Source organism: Streptosporangiales bacterium (assembly GCA_009379955.1).
Classification (GTDB): Bacteria; Actinomycetota; Actinomycetes; order Streptosporangiales; family WHST01; genus WHST01.
The window spans coordinates 25,253-45,161 of record WHST01000045.1 but is presented as its reverse complement, the minus strand read 5'-3'; the positions used below and the strand labels follow the sequence as shown (position 1 = coordinate 45,161).

Annotated in this window: 23 protein-coding genes; 12 read left to right on the top strand and 11 right to left on the bottom strand. The window is 70.7% G+C overall.

Annotation, left to right across the window (positions count from 1 at the left end):
• The first annotated feature begins 213 nt into the window (after positions 1 to 213).
• The 4 genes from GEV10_15220 (at position 214) to GEV10_15205 (ending at position 3,836) form a co-directional block, all read left to right on the top strand.
• Entirely contained in the window at positions 214 to 588 is a 375-nt protein-coding gene (locus tag GEV10_15220) for a hypothetical protein (protein MQA79807.1), read from the top strand.
• Entirely contained in the window at positions 581 to 1,114 is a 534-nt protein-coding gene (locus tag GEV10_15215; GenBank protein ID MQA79806.1) for a hypothetical protein, read from the top strand. Before GEV10_15220 ends, GEV10_15215 begins: the two co-directional genes overlap by 8 nt.
• Positions 1,115 to 1,324: 210 nt before the next feature.
• Positions 1,325 to 3,310 (top strand): PQQ-binding-like beta-propeller repeat protein, encoded by a 1,986-nt coding sequence (locus tag GEV10_15210; GenBank protein ID MQA79805.1) that lies wholly within the window; start codon positions 1,325 to 1,327, stop codon positions 3,308 to 3,310.
• Positions 3,303 to 3,836: a hypothetical protein gene (locus GEV10_15205; GenBank protein MQA79804.1), complete on the top strand. Its 534-nt coding sequence runs from the start codon at positions 3,303 to 3,305 to the stop codon at positions 3,834 to 3,836. The genes GEV10_15210 and GEV10_15205 overlap by 8 nt, the downstream gene beginning before the upstream one ends.
• A gap of 16 nt (positions 3,837 to 3,852) precedes the next feature.
• On the opposite strand, the gene GEV10_15200 is transcribed toward GEV10_15205, so the two are convergent.
• Positions 3,853 to 4,041 (bottom strand): hypothetical protein, encoded by a 189-nt coding sequence (locus GEV10_15200; GenBank protein ID MQA79803.1) that lies wholly within the window; start codon positions 4,039 to 4,041, stop codon positions 3,853 to 3,855.
• A gap of 146 nt (positions 4,042 to 4,187) precedes the next feature.
• Between GEV10_15200 and GEV10_15195 the strand changes: the two genes are divergently transcribed.
• Positions 4,188 to 5,696 carry an amidophosphoribosyltransferase gene (locus tag GEV10_15195; protein MQA79802.1) on the top strand — a complete coding sequence of 503 codons (1,509 nt, stop codon included), beginning with the start codon at positions 4,188 to 4,190 and terminating at the stop codon, positions 5,694 to 5,696.
• Positions 5,693 to 6,763 (top strand): phosphoribosylformylglycinamidine cyclo-ligase, encoded by a 1,071-nt coding sequence (locus tag GEV10_15190; protein MQA79801.1) that lies wholly within the window; start codon positions 5,693 to 5,695, stop codon positions 6,761 to 6,763. The genes GEV10_15195 and GEV10_15190 overlap by 4 nt, the downstream gene beginning before the upstream one ends.
• Before the next feature lie 31 nt (positions 6,764 to 6,794).
• On the opposite strand, the gene GEV10_15185 is transcribed toward GEV10_15190, so the two are convergent.
• Complete coding sequence (locus GEV10_15185; protein MQA79800.1) at positions 6,795 to 7,022, bottom strand: DUF3073 family protein; 228 nt, start codon at positions 7,020 to 7,022, stop codon at positions 6,795 to 6,797.
• Positions 7,023 to 7,173: 151 nt separating this feature from the next.
• Entirely contained in the window at positions 7,174 to 8,304 is a 1,131-nt protein-coding gene (locus GEV10_15180; GenBank protein MQA79799.1) for a valine dehydrogenase, read from the bottom strand.
• A 146-nt stretch (positions 8,305 to 8,450) separates the two neighbouring features.
• Here GEV10_15180 and GEV10_15175 point away from each other — a divergent pair, with 146 nt between their 5' ends.
• The 3 genes from GEV10_15175 to GEV10_15165 are packed head-to-tail and all read left to right on the top strand — an operon-like array spanning position 8,451 to position 9,930.
• Complete coding sequence (locus GEV10_15175; protein ID MQA79798.1) at positions 8,451 to 9,104, top strand: prepilin peptidase; 654 nt, start codon at positions 8,451 to 8,453, stop codon at positions 9,102 to 9,104.
• 21 nt (positions 9,105 to 9,125) lie between these two features.
• On the top strand, positions 9,126 to 9,485 hold the full coding sequence (locus GEV10_15170) for a DUF192 domain-containing protein (GenBank protein MQA79797.1): 360 nt from the start codon (positions 9,126 to 9,128) through the stop codon (positions 9,483 to 9,485).
• Complete coding sequence (locus GEV10_15165; protein MQA79796.1) at positions 9,397 to 9,930, top strand: DUF3592 domain-containing protein; 534 nt, start codon at positions 9,397 to 9,399, stop codon at positions 9,928 to 9,930. The genes GEV10_15170 and GEV10_15165 overlap by 89 nt, the downstream gene beginning before the upstream one ends.
• A 172-nt stretch (positions 9,931 to 10,102) precedes the next feature.
• On the opposite strand, the gene GEV10_15160 is transcribed toward GEV10_15165, so the two are convergent.
• The 3 genes from GEV10_15160 to GEV10_15150 all read right to left on the bottom strand — a co-directional run bounded on the left by GEV10_15160 (position 10,103) and on the right by GEV10_15150 (position 12,701).
• Complete coding sequence (locus tag GEV10_15160) at positions 10,103 to 10,729, bottom strand: hypothetical protein (GenBank protein ID MQA79795.1); 627 nt, start codon at positions 10,727 to 10,729, stop codon at positions 10,103 to 10,105.
• On the bottom strand, positions 10,717 to 12,195 hold the full coding sequence (locus GEV10_15155) for a hypothetical protein (protein MQA79794.1): 1,479 nt from the start codon (positions 12,193 to 12,195) through the stop codon (positions 10,717 to 10,719). Before GEV10_15155 ends, GEV10_15160 begins: the two co-directional genes overlap by 13 nt.
• Before the next feature lie 86 nt (positions 12,196 to 12,281).
• Positions 12,282 to 12,701 carry a hypothetical protein gene (locus GEV10_15150; GenBank protein ID MQA79793.1) on the bottom strand — a complete coding sequence of 140 codons (420 nt, stop codon included), beginning with the start codon at positions 12,699 to 12,701 and terminating at the stop codon, positions 12,282 to 12,284.
• A 151-nt stretch (positions 12,702 to 12,852) separates the two neighbouring features.
• On the opposite strand from GEV10_15150, the gene GEV10_15145 reads away from it, so the two are divergent.
• From GEV10_15145 to GEV10_15135, 3 genes are all read left to right on the top strand, one after another.
• Positions 12,853 to 13,998 (top strand): OmpA family protein, encoded by a 1,146-nt coding sequence (locus GEV10_15145; GenBank protein MQA79792.1) that lies wholly within the window; start codon positions 12,853 to 12,855, stop codon positions 13,996 to 13,998.
• 96 nt (positions 13,999 to 14,094) lie between these two features.
• Positions 14,095 to 14,379, top strand: a complete 285-nt coding sequence (locus GEV10_15140) for a hypothetical protein (GenBank protein MQA79791.1) — start codon at positions 14,095 to 14,097, stop codon at positions 14,377 to 14,379.
• Positions 14,376 to 14,612 carry a hypothetical protein gene (locus GEV10_15135; GenBank protein MQA79790.1) on the top strand — a complete coding sequence of 79 codons (237 nt, stop codon included), beginning with the start codon at positions 14,376 to 14,378 and terminating at the stop codon, positions 14,610 to 14,612. Before GEV10_15140 ends, GEV10_15135 begins: the two co-directional genes overlap by 4 nt.
• A gap of 61 nt (positions 14,613 to 14,673) precedes the next feature.
• On the opposite strand, the gene GEV10_15130 is transcribed toward GEV10_15135, so the two are convergent.
• From GEV10_15130 to GEV10_15110, 5 genes are read right to left on the bottom strand one after another with little or no spacing between them, the layout of a single operon-like run.
• Positions 14,674 to 16,230 (bottom strand): hypothetical protein, encoded by a 1,557-nt coding sequence (locus tag GEV10_15130; protein MQA79789.1) that lies wholly within the window; start codon positions 16,228 to 16,230, stop codon positions 14,674 to 14,676.
• A complete protein-coding gene (locus GEV10_15125) occupies positions 16,094 to 16,807 on the bottom strand; it encodes a response regulator (GenBank protein ID MQA79788.1) in 714 nt (237 codons plus the stop codon). The genes GEV10_15130 and GEV10_15125 overlap by 137 nt, the downstream gene beginning before the upstream one ends.
• 8 nt (positions 16,808 to 16,815) lie before the next feature.
• Entirely contained in the window at positions 16,816 to 18,078 is a 1,263-nt protein-coding gene (locus GEV10_15120) for a hypothetical protein (protein MQA79787.1), read from the bottom strand.
• Positions 18,065 to 18,982, bottom strand: a complete 918-nt coding sequence (locus GEV10_15115; protein MQA79786.1) for a type II secretion system (T2SS), F family protein — start codon at positions 18,980 to 18,982, stop codon at positions 18,065 to 18,067. The genes GEV10_15120 and GEV10_15115 overlap by 14 nt, the downstream gene beginning before the upstream one ends.
• A complete protein-coding gene (locus GEV10_15110) occupies positions 18,982 to 19,881 on the bottom strand; it encodes a hypothetical protein (GenBank protein ID MQA79785.1) in 900 nt (299 codons plus the stop codon). Before GEV10_15110 ends, GEV10_15115 begins: the two co-directional genes overlap by 1 nt.
• Positions 19,882 to 19,909 lie beyond the last annotated feature (28 nt).

Sequence of the window (19,909 nt, the reverse complement as noted above, 5' to 3'; positions counted from 1 at the left end):
TGACGTGCGGGCTCTACCGCACCGTTGTGATCACGCCGTCGCCAGGGACACCGCGGGCCACCCCCTACTTTTCACCCGTAGGGGATGGCCCGCCAGGGTCCCCCAGTGGTTGACGTGATCAACGGGGACTTCACCTCGTGCAGGGACGAGGTGAGGTCCGGGTCCGTGAGGTGAAGCCGTCGTCGCCGCGCACGCACGCCATAAACTGTCCTCATGCCGAGTCAGCCTGCGGTCGACCTCGATGCCACGGTGCATCGGGTCGTCGCGGCGCTCGACGCGGACGAGGAGCCGGCGCGGGCCGATCTCGCGGCGGCCGTCCGCCATCTCGCCCGCACGCTGGCCAGGCGGGCACCGGGGAGGTCCGTGGAGCTGCGCGTCCCGCCGTACGTCGCCGTGCAGTGCGTCGCAGGCCCCCGTCACACCCGCGGCACGCCGCCGAACGTCGTCGAGACCGATCCCGTGACCTGGCTGCTGCTGGCCACCGGTCGCCTCGACTGGCACACGGCACTCGGCGACGCCCGCGTCCGTGCCACCGGAGGCCGTGCCGACCTCTCCGCCCACCTACCGGTCGAGGATCGCCATGAGTGAGCACTCCGTCTCCGACGACGAGCCCACCGTCACCCGGCTCGCGCAGCTCGTCCAGCAGGTCGAGCACGACGTCGCCGAGCTGGAGGGACGCGTGGCCGCCCTGCCCCGGCGCGTCTGGCTGTGGTGGCTCACCCTCGCGGTCCTCGTCGCCGACGGCGTCACCCTGCTGCTGCCGTGGGCGCGCTTCGAGAACGCCGACCTCGCCGGCGTCGCGTTCGGCCTGCACACCGACGGCACCGTCGCGTTCCGGCTGCTGTACGTGGTCACGGTCGTCATCGTCGCCGTCGCGCTCACGCTCCGCGACGTCGGCGCGACCATGGCCTGGGCGGTGACCGGCGCCGGCCTCGCACTCGCGGCGGCCACGGGCTGGTCGTGGTGGCGCGTGGTCGACTCCTCGTCGGCGATCAGCGGCGTCGCGGGCCCGGCCGCGGGTCTCTACGCCGGCCTCGCCCTGTCGCTGGTCCTCGCCGGGTGCGGCGCACTCGCGGCCACCCGGTTCGGGTTCTGGGCGGCGAGGGTCCCGTGACTGTGTTCCCCGCCGTCCTCCTCCGTTCCGCTCCTCGCTCGCTGGGTGGGTGGCTGAGGTGTGCGCTTCGGACCGCTGCGATGCTCGCTTCGGAGGACGGCTCGTGACTGTGTTCCCCGCTGTCCTCCTCCGTTCCGCTCCTCGCTCGCTGGGTGGGTGGCTGAGGTGTGCGCTTCGGACCGCTGCGATGCTCGCTTCGGAGGACGGCTCGTGACCTGGCGCCGATCTCTGCTCGGGGGCACGCTGGCGGTCGTCGTCGGCGTGGGTGCGGGGTCGGCCGTCTCCTTCCTCACGGCGACGGACGAGCAGCCGCCCGCCGACGAGGTCGTCAAGGTCGCGGGCGCGAGGTCCGACTCGGCACGCGGGGTGCTCGGCGGGCCCGCCACGCGCGCGCAGCTGCGGCCGGCCTCGCCCATGGCGGTCGAGCCGTCGGGTGACCTGCTGATCGCGCAGTCGACTCGCATCGTCGAGGTCGGTCGCAGCGGCCGCCTGCGCCTCTGGCCGGCACCCGCCGGTGAGGACGTGCCGATACCCCGGCGTCTCGTCGCCACCGGCGACGGGCGGGTGCTCGGCCAGGGCCACGACGACCTCTTCAGTTACGAACGGCGGTCGGGCGCGGTCCGCAGTGTGCTGACCAGCGAGACCGTCGGCACCATGTACGACCTCGCCGTCGCAGCCGACGGCACCGTCTACGTCGCGACCGACGACAACCGCGTCTACGCCCTCGACGCCGGCGCCGTGCGGGCCGGCCGGGTGGGCGACAACGACCTGCGGGTGGTGGCCGGCACCGGCGCGGCCGGGTTCGCCGGTGACGGCGGGCCCGCGACGGAGGCCATGCTGGACGAGCCGAGCGCCCTCACCGTGACCGGAGACGGCACCGTCTACGTCGCCGACAGCGGCAACCGTCGCATCCGCGCGATCGACCCCGACGGCACCATCGACACCGTGGCCGGCGGACCACTCGATCCCGCCTGCGCGACCGGCAGCGCGGTCGACTCGTACGTGGGACCCGTTACCGCGATGCTGGCCAGGCCCGACGGCTCGGTCCTGGTGGCCGAGACCAGGTCGAGGGAGCAGCTCGGATTCCGGGGGCAGGTACGGCTGCGGGTGCTGCGGGCGGACGGCGGCCTGGCCGAGCTCGATCCCGGCTTCCTGCCGTCGCAGGCCCTCACCACCGACGCCGCCGGCAACGCGTACGCGTCCGCCATGGGTACCGGCGAGGTCTACCGCATCCCGTCGAGCGCGGCAGGACGCGTGACTCCCGGCGCGTGCCGTGAGGTCGTCGCTCCCGGCCAGGTCGACGACGTGACCCGGCTGACCGAGGCGCCGGCACTGCACGTGGCGTCGCTCGGTCGCGAGAGATTCGCATACGCCACCGACGAGGCCGTGTACGTCTCCTCCGGCGGGCGCGGCCGCCGGGTGTTCGAGCCGCCGGCGGACGCCGAGATCGGCGGCATCGCCCCGGCAGGTGACCAACTGCTCGTGTGGTGCGGGTACTCCGGGGGAGATCCGGACGGCGCCGTGCTCTTCCTCGTGGACCGGCGCGGCGACGTCGAACCGCTGGTCACGAGCAATGCGGGCGAGTCGTTCGACACCGGGCTCCCGCTCCGCGGCGAGGGAGTCTCGGGGGCGGCATACGACGCCCGCGATCGCACCGTCGTGTTCTCGTCGGGATCCGAGACGTTCCGGCTCGACGGCACGAAGCTCGACCGGCTCCCGTGGGACGGGGACTTCAGCGCACTCGTCCGGGGTGAGGGCGACCAGTGGTACGGACTCCGCCCCACCGGCTCCGAGAGCGGGGTGTACCGGCTGTCCGGTGACGGGGCCGAGCCCGAGCCGGTGATCACCCGGCGCAGCAGTGCGGTGCTACCGCCGTACCAGGTCGTCCCCACGCTGTCCGGCAACCCCGACGACCGTCCTGACGTCGGCGTCACCGACTTCGGCGTCGCGGGAGACGGCACGGTGTACGCCCTGCCACAAGGGGACCTGGCCGGCCTGCTGCTGCGGGTGCGACCCACCGGTGGCACCGACGTCGCGGCCGGCGACGGCACGGCCGGCCCGATCGGCGGGGGAGTGGACGCCGATCCCGGCACCGGCAGCATCGGGCGCCCCGTCGACGTGGCCGTCGACGGTGACACGGTCTATCTCGCGGGCGCCGCCGGCGTCGTCCGGGTGCGGATGTCGGCCGATGAGTGATGACCCGCGCGTTCCCGCGCTCGCCGAACGGCTCCAGGCCGCCGCCGCGCGGGTCACGGAGCTCCGTGACCGGCTCGACCGCTCGAAGGCCGACGGCGCCGACGTCCGTGCGCTCGGCGCCGTCGGGCTCGCGCTCACGGCCGCGTCGCTGGTGCTCCCGTGGGGCCGGGCGAGTGAGCCCCGCGAGGACGTGCTGGAACTCGGGCTGGCCGACGTGGAGCGTTACGCCTCGCTGAGCCCGACCGGCGTGGCGATCATGGTGGGGCTGCTGGCCGTCACCTGCGCGGCGCTCGCGACAGCCGACCGCTGGACGTACGGCTGGCACGCGTACGCCGCCGGCGTGGGCCTCACCGTGCTCGTCGGTGTCGGTGCGTCGACCCAGCTCACCCCTGGTGGAGCGACGGTGGGCACCTACGTCGCCGTCGTCGGCCTGCTGCTGGCGTTCGTCCCCGTCGCCGCGGGTGCGGACGACACCCGTGGGCGTCGCCCGTCTCGCTCCGTGGGATCGCACCGGTCATCCGCGTAGCCGCGGGCGCGCCGCTCTACTCGTACTCGTCGGCCTCGTCCCTGCGGCCGGCCACGACCCGGCTCACCAGCATCGCGGCGATGAACCCGACCGCGCCCCAGGCGATGAGACCCATGAGCAGGTAGCCCATGGTCGTGTCCCAGGCGATCCCGGCCACCAGCCAGATCGCCATGAAGACCACTGCGGTGATGACACTAGCTCGCACCTGAGCTCCCCTCGAGATCCGACCAGACTGCCGGACCGATGAATGCACGTAGGGTAGTGGGTCCAGACCCGCGGAGTCGACGCATGTTTCCGCGGTCCCGGTTCCCTCCGGCGGCAGCCGGCACCGCGTCTGCATAGACTGCGGACGTGTCTTCGCGCGACGGCAGGTTGACGCACGAGATCGATCCCTCCGACCGTGGACCGCAGGATGCCTGCGGTGTGCTGGGTGTCTGGGCTCCGGGCGAGGAGGTCGCCAAGCTCGCCTACTTCGGCACCTACGCCCTGCAGCATCGCGGGCAGGAGTCGGCGGGCATCGCCGTCGGCGACGGGCGTCAGATCCTCGTGGTGAAGGACATGGGCCTCGTGGCCCAGGTATTCGACGAGTCGACGCTCGCCTCCCTGTCCGGACACGTCGCCATCGGGCACTGCAGGTACTCGACGACCGGTTCCTCGGTGTGGGCGAACGCGCAGCCGACGTTCCGCTCGACGGGCATGGGGGGCGTGGCACTCGCCCACAACGGCAACCTCACCAACACCGAGGAGCTGTCGCGCCGCGCGCGCAAGGTGATGGCCGAGGCCGTGATGTTCCCCGGCCTGGGGGAGGAGTCCACGACCGACACCGGAGTCCTCACCGAGCTGCTCGCGCGCAACCAGGACACCTCAGTGGAGGCGGCGGCGATGGAGCTGCTGCCCGCCGTCCGCGGCGCGTTCTCGCTGGTGTTCATGGACGAGAACACCCTGTACGCCGCCCGCGACCCCCAGGGCGTCCGGCCGCTCTCGCTCGGCCGCCTCGCGGGCGGGTGGGCCGTCGCCAGCGAGACCTGTGCGCTCGACATCCTCGGCGCGGCGTACGTCCGCGACGTCGAGCCCGGCGAGATGATCATCATCGACGAGCACGGCCTGCGGTCGCGGCGGTTCGCCGAGCCCGCGCCCAAGGGATGCATCTTCGAGTACGTCTACCTCGCCCGTCCCGACACCACGATCGCGGGCCGCAGCGTGCACGCGAGCCGGGTCGAGATCGGCCGGCGGCTCGCCGGGGAGGCACCGGCCGACGCCGACCTGGTGATCCCCACCCCGGAGTCCGGTACACCCGCGGCCATCGGGTTCGCCCAGGCCAGCGGGATCGTGTACGGGCAGGGGCTCACCAAGAACTCCTACGTCGGCCGCACCTTCATCCAGCCCAGCCAGACCATCCGTCAGCTCGGCATCCGGCTGAAGCTCAACCCGCTGCGTGAGGCCGTGGCCGGCAAGCGGCTGGTCGTGGTCGACGACTCGATCGTGCGTGGCAACACCCAGCGCGCGATCGTCCGGATGCTCCGCGAGGCGGGCGCGGCCGAGGTCCATATCCGGATCGCCAGCCCACCGGTGCGCTGGCCGTGCTTCTACGGGATCGACTTCGCCTCGCGCGCCGAGCTGATCGCCGCCGGCCTGTCCGTCGACGAGATCCGAACCTCGCTGGGAGCCGATTCGCTCGGGTACATCTCGTTGGAAGGTCTCATCGAGGCGACTACCATCCCGAAGGACCGGTTGTGCATGGCCTGCTTCGACGGTGACTACCCGATCCCGCTCCCCGAGGAGGGAGCGCTGGGCAAGCACCTCCTCGAGGGCACGTGGACGGTCGAGAAGCAGGCGGCGGGAGCTGAGACCTCATCATGAGCTCGGGAACTGACGACACCGGCGGGGCGGCGACGTACGCGGAGGCCGGTGTCGACATCGACGCGGGTGACAGGGCGGTCGCCCTGATGGCCGAACAGGTCAGGTCGGCGACCCGGCCCGAGGTGCTCGGCGACCTCGGCGGGTTCGCCGGCCTGTTCCGCCTGGATACGAGCAGGTACAAGTCGCCCGTGCTCGCGACCTCGACCGACGGCGTCGGCACGAAGCTCGCCGTCGCGCAGGCACTCGACCGGCACGACACGATCGGCCAGGACCTCGTCGGCATGGTGGTCGACGACCTCGTCGTGTGCGGTGCCGAGCCGCTGTTCATGACCGACTACATCGCGTGCGGCCAGGTCGTGCCGGAGCGGATCTCGGCGATCGTCGGCGGTATCGCCGCCGGTTGCCGCATCGCCGGCTGCGCCCTCGTCGGCGGCGAGACGGCCGAGCACCCGGGCATCATGCAGCCGCAGGAGTACGACCTGGCGGGTGCTGGCACCGGCATCGTCGACGAGGACGCCATCCTCGGGCCGGAACGGGTCCGTCCGGGCGACGTCGTCGTGGCACTCGGCTCGTCCGGCATGCACTCCAACGGGTACGCCCTGGCCAGGCACGCACTGCTCCGGATGGGGCGCATGACGCTCGACGCGGAGCCCGACGAGCTCGACCGCTCACTCGGTGACGAGCTGCTCGTCCCGACCCGGATCTACGCGCAGGACTGCCTCACCCTGGCCGCGGAGACCGAGGTGCACGCGTTCGCGCACGTCACCGGCGGTGGCCTCGCGGCGAACCTCGCCCGGATGCTCCCGGCCACGCTCGACGCGGTCGTCGACAGGTCCACCTGGACCCCCCAGGCGATCTTCGCGCTGATCGAGGCTCGCGGACGCATCGACCGGGAGGAGATGGAGCGGACGTTCAACCTCGGCGTCGGCATGCTGGCCGTGCTGGCTCAGGGCGACGTCGACCGTGCCCTCGCGGTGCTGGTCGGGCGCAAGGTGCCCGCCTGGGTCGCCGGTGAGGTGGTCGCCGGAGCCGGCGAGGTGCGTCTGACCGGGGCTCACCCGAGCTGACCGGCGCAGCCGTACCTCAGCCGACGCCTGGTCAGCGGCGGTCGACGTCGTCGGCGTAGTCGGAGTACTTCGCGACGAGGTCGTCGTCGGTGTATCGAGCCTCGTCGCCGCGGTCCGCCGGCTCGTCCGCCCTCGGCGGTGGAGTCGGCGACGCCGCGCCTAGCTCTTCAGCAAGCTGTGACAGGTCGGTGTTACCGCTGCTGTACTTGAGCTTGCGGGCGACCTTCGTCTGCTTGGCCTTTGCCCGGCCGCGCCCCATTGGCTCGACCCCCTCAACGCGGGGCTTGCAACCCCGATTCGCGTACATGAGTCACGTTCCGGCCGCACGGGTTGGCCGGTCTGGTTGAGTCCCACCGTATCGTGTCGACGGTCGAGTCGGCGACGGCACATGGCCGTTTGTCGTCCGATGCTCACCCGATGTGGATACCGCGGAGGCGGCCGATCGCGCTCATCCGGCGTTCGGCCATCCGGTCGGCGGCGACGGAAGGGGGGACGTTCTCCTCGGTCGCGACCGCGAAGACCTGCGACGCCGTGGCGTAGATGCCCTCGACCCGCTTCCTCGCCCGCTCGAAGCTGAAGCCCTCGATCTCGTCGGCCACCTGGACGAGCCCACCGGCGTTCACCACGTAGTCCGGCGCGTAGAGGATGCGTCGCTCGTCGAGGAGCTTCTCGATGCCCGGGCGGGCGAGCTGGTTGTTCGCGGCGCCGCACACGACCGCCGCGGACAGGATCTGCACGGTGTCGTCGTCGAGCGCGCCACCGAGAGCGCACGGCGCGTAGACGTCCAGGGGGAGCCGGACGAGGGCCGCGGTGTCGTCGGCCGTCTCGACGCCCGGGTGGGCCGCGGTGAGCCGCTCGAGGCGCTCGGTGGCGACGTCGGTCACCACCACGCGAGCGCCGTCGTCGACCAGGTGCTCGACCAGGTGCCTGCCGACCTTGCCGACGCCGGCCACGCCGACCCGCCGGCCGCGCAGCTCGGGGGAGCCCCAGACGCGTGCCGCGGCGGCCCGCATGCCCTGGAACACGCCGTATGCGGTGAGCACGCTCGAGTCGCCGGCGCCGCCGTGCTCGGTGGAGCGTCCGGTGACATAGCGGCACTCGCGCGCGACGACGTCCATGTCCTCGACGTAGGTGCCCACGTCACAGGCGGTGAGGTAGCGGCCACCCAGGGACTGGACGTACCGACCGTACGCTCGCAGCAACGCCTCGGTCTTGTGCACGCTCGGGTCACCGATGATCACGGCCTTGCCGCCGCCGAGATCGAGGCCGGTGATGGCCGCCTTGTACGCCATGGCGCGGGAGAGGTTGAGCACGTCGTCCAGCGCGTCGGTCTCGTCGAGGTACGGATGGAAGCGGGTGCCGCCGAGTGCGGGACCGAGTGCGGTGCTGTAGATGGCGATGATCGCCCGCAGCCCGCTCGGCTCGTCGTGGCAGTAGACGACCTGCTCGTGCCCGGTGTGCCTCGCGAACACCCCGGTCGTCCGTGGTATGACCGTCTCCGACTGGACCTGGTAGGTCTCGATGCGGTCGGACTCAGACATGGTTGTTGTCTCCTGTCCTTCGCCCACGCATGGTGACGCGGGTGCCACGGCCAAGCTTAGGACCCCGACCGTCCACAGCGCCGTGGTGAGCGGCACCGCGGCAGCCGCCGGCTCGGTAGATTGCCGGGACAGGAGAGGTGGCGACGGTGCTGACGTACATGTGGCCCGTGCTGGCCGGTCTCGCGGGACTGGTGGCCGGCGTTCTCGTGGCGGCGAGGATCGCCGGGCGGTCGCTGCGAGCCGCGTGGCGGCCCGCGGTCACCGGGCCCCGCGACGTGCTCGTGCCGCTCGCGTGCGCCGGGGCGTTCGTCGCGTTCACCCTGCGGTTCGGTCTCACCCCGGCACTGCCCGCCTACCTCTATTTCGCCGTCGTCGGTGTGGCACTCGCCGCGATCGACGTGGTCGAGTACCGGCTGCCCGACCGGCTGACCCTGCCGTCCTACCCGATCGCGCTCGCGCTCCTCGCCGGCGCCGCGTTCTTCGAGGGCTGGTGGTCCCTGCTCACCGCCGTGGTCGGCATGGCCGTGCTGTGGGTGCTGTACGCCCTGCTGTTCCTGCTCAGCGGCCTGATCGGTCCCGGCGCCTTCGGGTGGGGTGACGTGAAGCTCGCCGGCCTCCTCGGCATCTACCTCGGCTGGCTGGGGGCCGGGGCGTGCTTCGCCGGCACGTTCTACGGTGTGTTGCTCGGCGGGCTCTTCGCCCTCGCGCTGGTCATCAGCAGGCGGGGTACCAGGAAGACGGCGATCCCGTTCGGGCCGTTCATGCTGGCGGGTGCGTTGATCGCGATCCTCGTCAACTGAGCACGAAGGGACGGGCAGACGGTGAAGCTGCACAACGGGCGCGGCTGGCTGAAGAAGGACGGCACCCGCATCGCGCCGCTCGAGGTCGCCGCGTCGCACAAGAAGCGCACCCGCGGGCTGCTCGGCAGGAACGGCGTCGAGGGCGCGTTCCTGATCAGTCCGTGCAGTGGAGTGCACACGTTCCAGATGCGCTTCCCCCTCGACGTGGCCTACCTCGACAGGTCGTGGACGGTCATCGCCATCGTGCGGATGAAACGCAACCGACTCGGTCGCAACCGGCTGCGGGCGCGGCATGTCCTCGAGGCCGAGTGGGGTGCGCTCGAACGGTGGGGCGTCTCCCGCGGTGACCGGCTCGAGATCGAGTACGACGCGACCAGGTGACCCGATGGACCTCGACTACGTGCTGCTCGCGTCCGTCATCATCACGGTCGGCTCGTTCTTCCTCACCGTCGTGACCGGCACCGGCCTGGTGCGCCAGGTCGCGGGGCGGCGCAGGGCCGTCCGCGTGCCCGGTGTCGTGGTCGACGTGCGCACGCGCGACTCGGGCACGGCCCGTGCAGGTCGCCGTCCCACGACGTACGCGCCGGTGCTGGCCTTCCGTACGACCGACGGCCGCGAGGTGCAGACCGAGAGCCGCGTGGCGTCCAACCCGCCGGTGGCGGAGGCCGGCCAGCGGGTGCGCGTGGCGTACGACCCGCGTGACCCGGCCGAGGCGTACGTCGACACCGCCAGGGGCGCCGGCGTCGTGGCGTACGCCGCGGGCTTCGCCATCGCGCTGTTCGTCCTCGTGATCGCAGCCTCCGCACTCCTCGCGCGGCTCAGCTGAGTTGTCAGTAGCACGCGTCGCCAGAGCCACGCCTGGCACTGACTCGTCAATAGGCTCGCAGTCCACGTCGGTGAGGTGACTCCACTGACGATCCTCGGAGCGCACCTGTGAACGGCACCCTCACCGTGCCCCGATGGGGTGAGGGTGCCGTTCACGTGTCGAGGCCGCGGGGTCAGGCGATGACCCGCAGGGAGTCGGTCAGCGCGTCGACGGCGGCCTTGTCGTAATGCTTCTGCGGCATGCCGTAGCGCAGGCCGTACTGCGGCTTCTGCGCCGTCTGGACGAGCACCTCGAACTGCCGGCACGGGATCTTCGCCTTGCCGGAAGTACCCCCGCAGACGAACGTGATCTCGATCAGTCGCGCGTCGACGGCGCCGGGCACCTTGACGCGCTCGTTCCGCACGATCTTCGCGTCGTCGAGCTGGAGGTTTGCCAGGTCGACGATCGCCGCCGCGCGGACCTTCGCCGAGCCGACGTCGCCCTTCTCCACGAAGACGTCGAACCGTGGCGGCGACATCGGTGGTTTGGCCGTGCCGACCATCTCGTAGCTGGCGTTGGTGTTCTGTTGCTTGCTGCGCTCCCCGACCTTGGTCAGGCCGTCCGGCGGGACGAAGCTGAAGTCCCTGACCTGGACGCTGCCCGGCAGCGGCGTGACGGTGGGCGACGGCGACGCCTCGGGCCCTTCACCGCCGCGGCAGCCGGCGACCACGGCCAGCAGCAGCACGAGGGCGCCGGCCGTACGCAGCGCCCCGGTGCCGCGTGGGCCACTGCCTCGATCCCGTCTCGTCAACCCTCGCATTTGGCGAGATTCTGCCAGGTCGAGCCGGGCTGGCTGTGGTCGATGTAGCGGGCGGTCCTGAGGGTCCGCTTGGCGGTCTCGTCGTTGAAGCCGATCCCGACGCCCTTGATCTTCAGGCCCTTCTCGTTCGCGCTGTCCGGTGAGTCGACGCCGAGCATGTCGCCCTCGGTGTCGTACACCTGCTCGTACTGGACGCTGTTCTCCTTCAGCCGCCGCGAGATCGGGTTGTCGGTCGTGAGGATGGCGACGGGCGAGATCGGGCTCGCGAGCTGACCCGCCGCGAGCGCCGGGAACGAGTCCGCGAAGGCGTCCATGTTCTCCGGGTTGGTCAGGTCGAGCGTGTACGTGTTGACCGTCAGCTCGCCGTCCTGGCCGCCGGCGTGGCCGCGGTTGGCGCCGGCCTTCCACTGGAGGCCGCCGCCGGACTCGGTGGTGAGCACGAACTGCGTCGGGTTGCCGTGCTTGTCGAACCGGAGCCGGTAGCCGACCGCGCCGGCGAGGTTGCCGCCCCCGGTCACGCTCAGGTCGCCGAGCAGGGGGATCTGGTCCTTGAGGTGCTCGTTCGCGCCGACGCCGCCCTCCAGGCCGACCTCGCCCTCGAAGCGCACCTCGATCTGGGACGTACCGTCGAAGTTGTAGCGGAACTGCCCGCGCGCCTCGCCGTTCGCGGTCGCATCGAGGCGGAAGCTCGCGCCGTTCGTCTGGCTCTGGGTGCCGGTCTCGTAGCTGAGCCCGGCCTCGGCCTGGATGGCGAGATCGGCGGTGAGGCCCGACGGAGTCGGAGCATCGTCGTCGTCGTTCCCGGTGATGTCGTTGAAGAGGTTGCGGGCGCCGTCGAAGAGCGCGTCGGCCTTGCCGCCGGTGATGACGCCGAGCCCGCGGGTGAACAGGTTGCCGCGGCGCGAGTCGAGGAAGTTCTGCGCGTCCTCGTGCGAGTCGAACTCGTACACGACGCCGGTGCCGCCCTGCAGCATGAGCTTCCCCTGGGGCGACAGACCCCTGCTCTCCATCGCGCTGGTGAACTTGCCCTTGGACACGCTGTCGTTGTACTCGAGCCCGACGCCGGCCTCGTTGCTCAGGAAGACGAGGGCCGACTCGTCGCCCGTCACCGGGTCGACGAGGTCGACGATCGTGTCCTTGCCGGTCAGCTCGCCGCGGATGAAGCGGAACGTGCCGTTGGCGCCCAACAGGCGGTCCTGCTTGTACGTCACGCACGGCGGCATGTTCTTCGGCATCGGCGCGACGCACGTGTTCTCGACCTCGACGCCGAGGACGCGGACGGCCTTCACCATGCTCTTGCACAGCGCGAAGTTCACCTGGTCGACGAGCGCGCCCTTGGCGAGCCCGGTGACGAGGCCGACGGAGAGCGAGGACGCGAGAATGAGCAGGACGGCGAGATACTCGACAGTCGCGGCCCCCCGTTGACGGTTGCGCCGCGCATTGCGCCATCTCGCCGATCCCACCATGACCGTCACACTAGGTCCGCGGCGTCCCGGCAACGAGAGTCCTGCGCTCCAATTCGGGCTGGGCCCACGGACCCATCGGCACCGGACTAGCGGCGTCGTGCCTTGCGGCGGCCACCGAGGTAGCCGCCGATCGCGCCCGCGGGCAGCCACAGCAGGATCCCGTAGAGCATGCTCCACCCGAACGTGAGCTCCCTGGCGAGCAGGACGACCTCGGTCACGGAGTTCAGCAGTTCGAAGGCGATGTACCCGACCGCGCAGCCGACCGTCCCCGTCAACACCGCGCCGGCGACCGAAAGGTCGGCACGCCTGGCCGCGCGACCACCGAGCACGCCCGCGTAGATCCTGGCCAGGCTCGCGAGCACGAACCCGGCGACCTGCACGGCCTCGACGGGCACCCCGGCGGAGCCGAGGGCGTTCGCGACCGCGGCGAGCAGGAAGACGAGGAGCAGGGTGAAGGCGAGGGATGCGAGGGCCGTACGGACGACGCCGGCGCTGCTCAGTGACACGTGCGTCCACCTCGTCGTCGGTCGGCAGTCGAACGTGCATGACCCTAATGCCTGCGCACTCGCGTCAGGCGGTCCCACGCGACATTCCCGTCTTGCCCTGTGTGCGACGCCCTGACAGTCGTGGTCGGGTCCGGTAGATTCACCTGTTGTCATGGGTATCCGCGTGCGCAGGACGATCAGGACGGCTGCCGTGCTCGGCGCTGCCGTCAGCGTCAGCGCTTGTGGCCTGTTCGGTGGTGGTGACGACCCGTCACCGTCGAGCTCTGCGCCGCAGAGCTCCTCGCCCGCGTCGAACACCGCCACCCCGGACGGACAGCGGCAGCCGGTCGCCGAGCGCGTGGCACAGGTCCCGTACGAGGACACGGCAGGCTCGGCGTTTCCGGCGGCGAGCACGTACCTGGTCGCATCGGTCTACGGCATCTACCGAGACGGTGAGAACGCGCAGCTCCAGGTGGGGTTGCGGGTGGCCGGCGACGCACCCGCGGGATTCGTCGGGGGCATGACCTTCCTGCTCAGCGCGCCGAGCGACCTCGAGGACCAGGACCCGTCGCTCAACGAGTCGACCGGCATGAACCTCCTCGACATGAAGGCGGGCAAGGCGTATCTCGTCGCCCGTGACGCGGACAACAAGTGCCTGTGCTCGACCAACCCCAAGTTCGGTACGGGCATGACCACCCTGGTCTCGGCGACCTACGCCGTTCCGGCAGTCGACGTGTCGACGATGAGCGTCTACCTGCCCACGTTCGGCCTGTTCCGCGACGTCCCGATCACCGACGGGGCGCCGCCGGCCACGCCGCTCCCCACTCCCGAGCCCGGTCAGACGATGCCGGCCGTCCTCGTGGCACAGCCGCACTCCACGGCACCGGCCGCGAAGGCCCCTGTCGTCGACATCTCGGCCGAGACCGCCAACATCGACCTGTCGGTGCGCGAGGAGAAGGGCAAGGTCACCCTCGCCGCCGACGTGCTGTTCGCCTTCGACAAGGCGACGCTGACCGGCAAGGCGAGGTCACGCATCGCCGAGGCCGCCGCGATCCTGCGCAAGAACGCGAGCGGGCCGGTCGAGGTCCGCGGCTACACCGACAGCAAGGGATCCGACTCCTACAACCTGTCGCTGTCGAAGCGGCGTGCCGATGCCGTGCGCAAGGAGCTCGGTCCGCTGCTCTCGGGTACGGGGATCACGTTGACCGCCAAGGGTTACGGAGAGAAGGACCCGGTCGCCGCCAACACGGTCAAGGGCAGCGACAACCCCGAGGGCCGGGCGCTGAACCGCCGAGTCGAGATCGTCTACCGCAGGTGAGGGTCATGGCGAGAGGGCAGCGGCTGGCGGTCGGCGTGGTGGCGCTCGTGTGTGGCAGCCTGCTGCTCGCCGGTTGCGGTGGGTCGGGCGGCGGTGGTGGCACGTCCTCGACGACGCCGGCCACTCCGTCGGCCCCGAGCGCCACTCCGTCGTCGTCCGCTCCGCAGGCGACCGGCATACCCACCCCGAGCAAGACGATCGCGAGCAAGGCCGCGACCGTCGGTGCCGCAGGGTCGAGCGGCAGGGGCAAGTGGACCTTCCACCTCTACGAGCTCCGCCGCAACGGTGCGTACGTCACCCTCGACTTCGGCGCGAAGAACGAGACCGACGAGCTGGGCACCTTCGGTGACGACCTCGGCCGAGGTGGCGCGTCGAACGTGAGCGGCGTCTATCTCGTCGACGGCAAGAACAAGAAGAAGCACCTCACCGCGCGCTACCGCGACCCCGCACATCCCACGTCCGGCATGCACTGTCTGTGCTCGGGTACGCGTGGTGTCGCCGGCGGGCAGACCCTCTACCTCAACGCCACCTTCGCCGCCCCACCGGACGACGTGACCAGCGTGGACGTCGCCATCCCGCACGTCGGCACGTTCAAGGACGTCGCGATCGGCTGAACGCGCCGGCGCGGGTCCGCCGAAGCACAGCTACACATCACGGTGGGAACACCAGGGCGCCCTAGGCCTTGCCGAGCCGATCGACGGCCGCCGTCGCAGCGGTGATGTGCTGCCGGTACGACCCGTTGCCGACGCCGCCGCAGGCGGGTTTCTCGTAGGTGCACCAGGGCAGGAAGTTGCCGCTGTCGCTGTAGATGCGGTAGGCGGCGTTGGCGTTGCACTGGGCGTTGTAGAGGCACGACAGCGGATAGCCGTGGATGCTGTTGATCTGCCAGAGCCCGAAGTCGCCCGTGCCGTTGGTGTTGGTGTTCTGGGCGGTCGGGCGGCAGCTCGACTCGGCCAGGGCGACGGCGACGGCGGTGATGAGCAGGTGGCGTTCCCGGAAACCGGCGTTGAAGCCGACCTGTGCGCACAGGTCCGCGCTGCCGGCGGATGACGGGACCTGCCGGCCGGTGCCGAGTGGGCTGATCGCGAGCGGCTCCTTCTTGGGAGCCTTCGCGACGAGCCGGATGGTGAACAGGCGGATCCATGTCTTGGGACTCGAGCCGATCGGCACGTACGTGCCGTCGCACAGGAGTCCCCTGATCGCGGCCGGGTTCTCGCCCAGCGGATCCGCCAGCGGGAACGGGGTGCACTCGGGGAAGTCGACCTTGGCGATCGCGTCGGCCTCGGCGCGTCCGCCGCGGAACTTCTCGAAGATCCCCTGCAGCCGCTCGTCGCCGCGGACGTCGACGACAGCGTAGTTGGCGAAGATGCCGCGGTGGTCGACGTGGGTAACGGTGGCGTCGTTGCGCTTGGCGTACCTGCGCGCCGCGTCGGGGGTGGTCTCGGGGCTGTAGCCGGCCCAGGGGATCATGCCCTGGACGAGGAGGCCGAGAGCCCGGTCGCGGATCTCGGCGACCGCGCCGAGTGCGGCGGCGTCGGCGGCCGTCTGCGCCCTGGTGCGCATGTCACCGGCCTTGCCCACGTGCATCAGCACCGCCGCCATGGCGATCACGACCATGAACGCGACGAGGAAGACGGGGTAGACCCCGCCTTCCTCGCCGCGCTTGTACCGCTTCACCGCTGTGCCGCCGTCAGATCGTCTTACTCGACGGTGATCCCGAGCGCCTTGAGTGCGGCGTTGAGACCGGCCTTGATCACGTTCTGCACGAAGTCGACGAGCGGGCCCTTGGTGATGCCCTGCATCGCGATGAAGCCGACCGCGAGCGCCGCGGCGAGGAGAACGATGAGCGCGACGTACTCGAGCGTCGCCTGGCCGCTCTCCCGACGCTCCCTGAGCGCTGTCGCCTGGGTGTCGACGAAGTTGCGGACCGAGATCTGTGCGGAGCAGTAGAGCGAGAGCATCTTGGTGTTCATCGTTTCTCCTGTGGGGAGTGTGTGCGTGTGTCCCTGTTGTTGTCACCGAAGTTATGCCCTCACGCTCGCTCCGCGAAGGGCCCCGGGTCCCAACTTGGGGACGTGGAGGGGCCCAAGTCTGACTAGGTCCCTGGGCCCCCGGAGCCGGCAGTGCTACCTGCCTCCGGCGGTCTTCCGGCAGCGACGTCGGTGCCGATCCATCGTGCGATGGCGGCGCCTCGCGACGCGACGCCGAGCTTGGCGTAGATCCGGTTGACATGGTTCTTCACCGTCTTCTCGCTCAGGAAGAGGTCGGCGGCGATCTCGCTGTTCGACTTGCCCTGCGTGATCAGGCTCATCACCTCGGCCTCCCGCGAGCTGAGCATCGCCTCGATCGCCGCGGCGGAGCTGACGTCGGCCGGCGCGGCGGTCGCGACGGGAGACTCGCGAAGAGCGCTCATGACGGCTGCGGCGGCGGGCGGAGAGAGTGGGTTCGCACCCGCGACGGCGGAGCGGATGTAGGTCTGGAGCTCGTCGACGCCGAAGGTGCCGTGCACGAGGTACCCGCTTGCCCCGTTGCGGATCGCGGCCTGAACGGTCGAGGCGTCCTCGGTGTTGGTGAGCATGACGACGGTGCAGCGCCCGCTCAGCTGCTTGACCGCCTCGACACCGTCCATCTCCGGCATGCGCACGTCGAGCAGGATGAGGTCGAGGTCGTCGAAGGTCGACGCCAGATCGACGGCCTGCCGGCCGTCGGTGGCCTCGGCCGCGATCTCGACCTCACCGCTCGCCTCCAGCAGCGAGACCAGACCGGATCGGACGATCGGGTTGTCGTCCACGACCATGACGCGAAGCATGCCTGATGTCACCGTGCCTTGACCGGTTCGTGGGTGGATGGAACGGGTGGAGCCGGTGTCGACGGATCGACGTGGCCGCGGGCGGTGGAGGTCGGGTCCGGCAGCGGCACCGAGAGCGTGATCGTCGTGCCCTGACCGGGATGCGAGTCGACCGTCAGGGCGCCGCCCGCGCGCCTGGCGCGCTCGCTCATGCCGAGGAGCCCGTAGTGGCCCTCCCGCACAAGCTCGTCTCGTTGTTCGAGGGCGAAGCCACGCCCGTCGTCGGTGACGACGAGGCGGAGCGTGCCGTCGACGGGTGCCAGCGTCACCGAGACCCGGGACGCCGCCGCGTGACGTTCGATGTTGGAGAGCGCCTCGGCGAGGGTCGCCGTCATCTCGTAGCGGTTGCGCGCGGGCAGCTCGACGTCGCTCGCGGTGCTGAGCTCGGTCGGGATGCCCGTGCGTGCCGACCACTCGGTGACGAGGGACGTCAGGGTGGGCACGAGGGGCCGCTCCACGCCGTCGGCGGCCGCCCGCAGCTCCGACAGTAGGTCCCTGGCCTCCCTGGACGCGATGGCCGCGGCGGACGCGATGCGCCGCGCCTCGGTGCCGGCGCGTTCCGGGTCGCGCTCGACCCATCGCGGCAGCGCGGTCGCGGCGAACTCGATGCCACGGACGGTCTTCGCGAGCGAGTCGTGCATCTCGCGGGCCAGCCGTGCCCGCTCCTCGGCCGCCGCCGCGAGGACTTCCGCCTCCCGCCGCAGCTGGTCGGTCGAGGCGGTCTCGTCGAGCAGTCGGCGGACCCACACCCCGAGGAACCCCGCGAGCGGGTAGTACAACGGCTGACCGACGACGGTCTGGAAGTTCCACATCTCGGTCGAGCCCGGTTGGAAGAACAGGACCGTGAAGTAGCAGATCACCTGCAGCGTGGAGATGTAGAGCACGCCTCCCCACCGGTACAGAAGCCCCGCGATCGCCGACGTGATCACGGTGAGCAGCAGGAACGGGGTCGACGATCCGCCGAGGCCGAGCACGATGAACGAGACCACGACGTCGAGGCCGGCGAGGATGGGGTGTCGTTGAAGTACCTGGGTGATGCGGCGCCAGAACACGTAGGCGAGCAGCGAGGTGACGAACGCGCCGAGGAACGCGACGACGAAGCGCGCGCTCAGCGGGTGGGTCACCAGCAGCAGCAGGGCGAACAGCGCGATGACGAGCCGTACCCGCAGGAGCAGCCGGCACAGCTGCGCCGCCCTGGGTTGCAGGGTGTAGGAGGAGCTAACCGAGAACACCGACTCCTCCTCCCTGGGACATCGAGAGGATGATGGCGCCGAGCAGCAGGATGAGTGCGGCAGGCACCATCAGGAACGTGACCACCAGCTGGATGCGTGGCGCCGTACGGGCCGCGCGCCGCCGGGCCTCCTGCGAGGTGTTGCGCCGCATGTCGACGCTGATCTCGATGAGGGCATCCGACAGCGGGGCACCGAGCTCCTCGGCCTGCAGGATCGCGGTCAGGAACTGCGACAGCGTCGGCGACGACGTGCGGCTCCTGATCTGCCGCAGCGCGTCCCTGCGACTGGTGCCGAGGTCCATCTGCTGGAGGGCGAGCGTGAACTCCTCCGCGAGCGGGCCGGGCATGCTCTCGCACACCCGCCACAGCGCGCGGCGGAAGCCGAGACCGGCACTGACCGTCACCGACAGCACGTCGAGGAAGTCGGGCAACGCCTTCTCGATCTCGGTGGCGCGCCTGCGGGCGTACGCCCAGAGCATGAGATCGAGCCAGAACCACCCGATCAGCAGGAAGACGACGCCGAGGAACCACTGCCTGGCGAAGAAGAAGACGACCGCGAAGAGGCCGAACAGGATGACCGAGCCGGCCTTCCTCGCGAGGTAGACCTCGACCGGCACCGCACCGGCGCGACCCGACCGCCCCAGCCGTTGCCGGTAGCGCTCGGTGCGCTCGGGGCCGAGCAGGGAACCCAGCAGTCCGGCGAAGGGCCGCCCGACCGACTCGACGATCTTGCTCAGCGGCCCCTTCTCGTCCTTGGGCAGCCTGGCGGCTCGTCGCCTGCGCTCGGACATCGAGAAGTACCGCGGCACCGATGGCTGTGTCGTGACCAGCAGCCAGCCGCGAGCCGCGAGCACCGTGCAGAGCGCCGCGCCCACCGCGCAGCCGAGGACGAGCAGCGTGGTCATCACAGGTCGATCCTGCTCATCCGGTTGACCACCACGACGCCGGTCGCGAACAGTGCCGTGCTGATGACGAGGATGACCAGGCCGACCGGATCGGAGGTCATGGTCGCGAGCCCGTTCGGAATGATGTAGTTGACCAGGAACAGCATGCCGACACCCATCGCGCCGATCAGGTAGCCGGTGTACACGGCCTGAGCCATGGTCGTCTTGACCTCGCGACGCACCTCCTTGCGGGCTTCGAGCGTGCTGGACAGGTTGCGCAGGGCCGTGACCATCGAACCGCCCGCCCTGGACGAGATGATGAGCGTGCTCACCAGGACCGACAGCTCCCGCGACGGCAGCCGGTCGCCGAGATCGGCGAGTGCCTGCTCGGTCGACTGGCCGAGCCGCAGCGAGTGCGCGGTGATCTGGAGCTCGGTGCGTGCCGGCTCGTCGAGCTCGTCCGCGGCCATCTCGACCGCCGTGCGGAGGGCGAGGCCGGCGGAGAAGGCGTTCGAGAGCACCCGGGCGAGCTCCGGCAGCTGGCCGATGAAGGCCTCCTTGCGACGTTCCTCCATCTGGCGGAGGTACTGCAGGAACACCCAGACGACGACGATGGCGGCGACCACGCCGAACAACGGTGCGAGCCAGCGCCACGCGGCCGCCACGGCCCCGACGGCCACCAGGAACAGTGTCATCACGAAGGTCGAGACGCGGACCTGGACACCCGCGGCCGCGATACGCCGACCGACCGACTGGCCGAGTGCCGTACGGGCCAGCGCCTTGTCGAGCCGCGCCATCGGCCGGCGCGCCCGGCGCTCGGCGTCGCTGAGCGGGTTGCGTGCGGCCAGGGATCCCTTCTGGTCGAGGCCCCTGCCGTACTGCCACACCCCCAGCAGGGCGAGGCCGAGAACCACGACCATGGCACCGATCGGGAGCAGGACGTTGCCC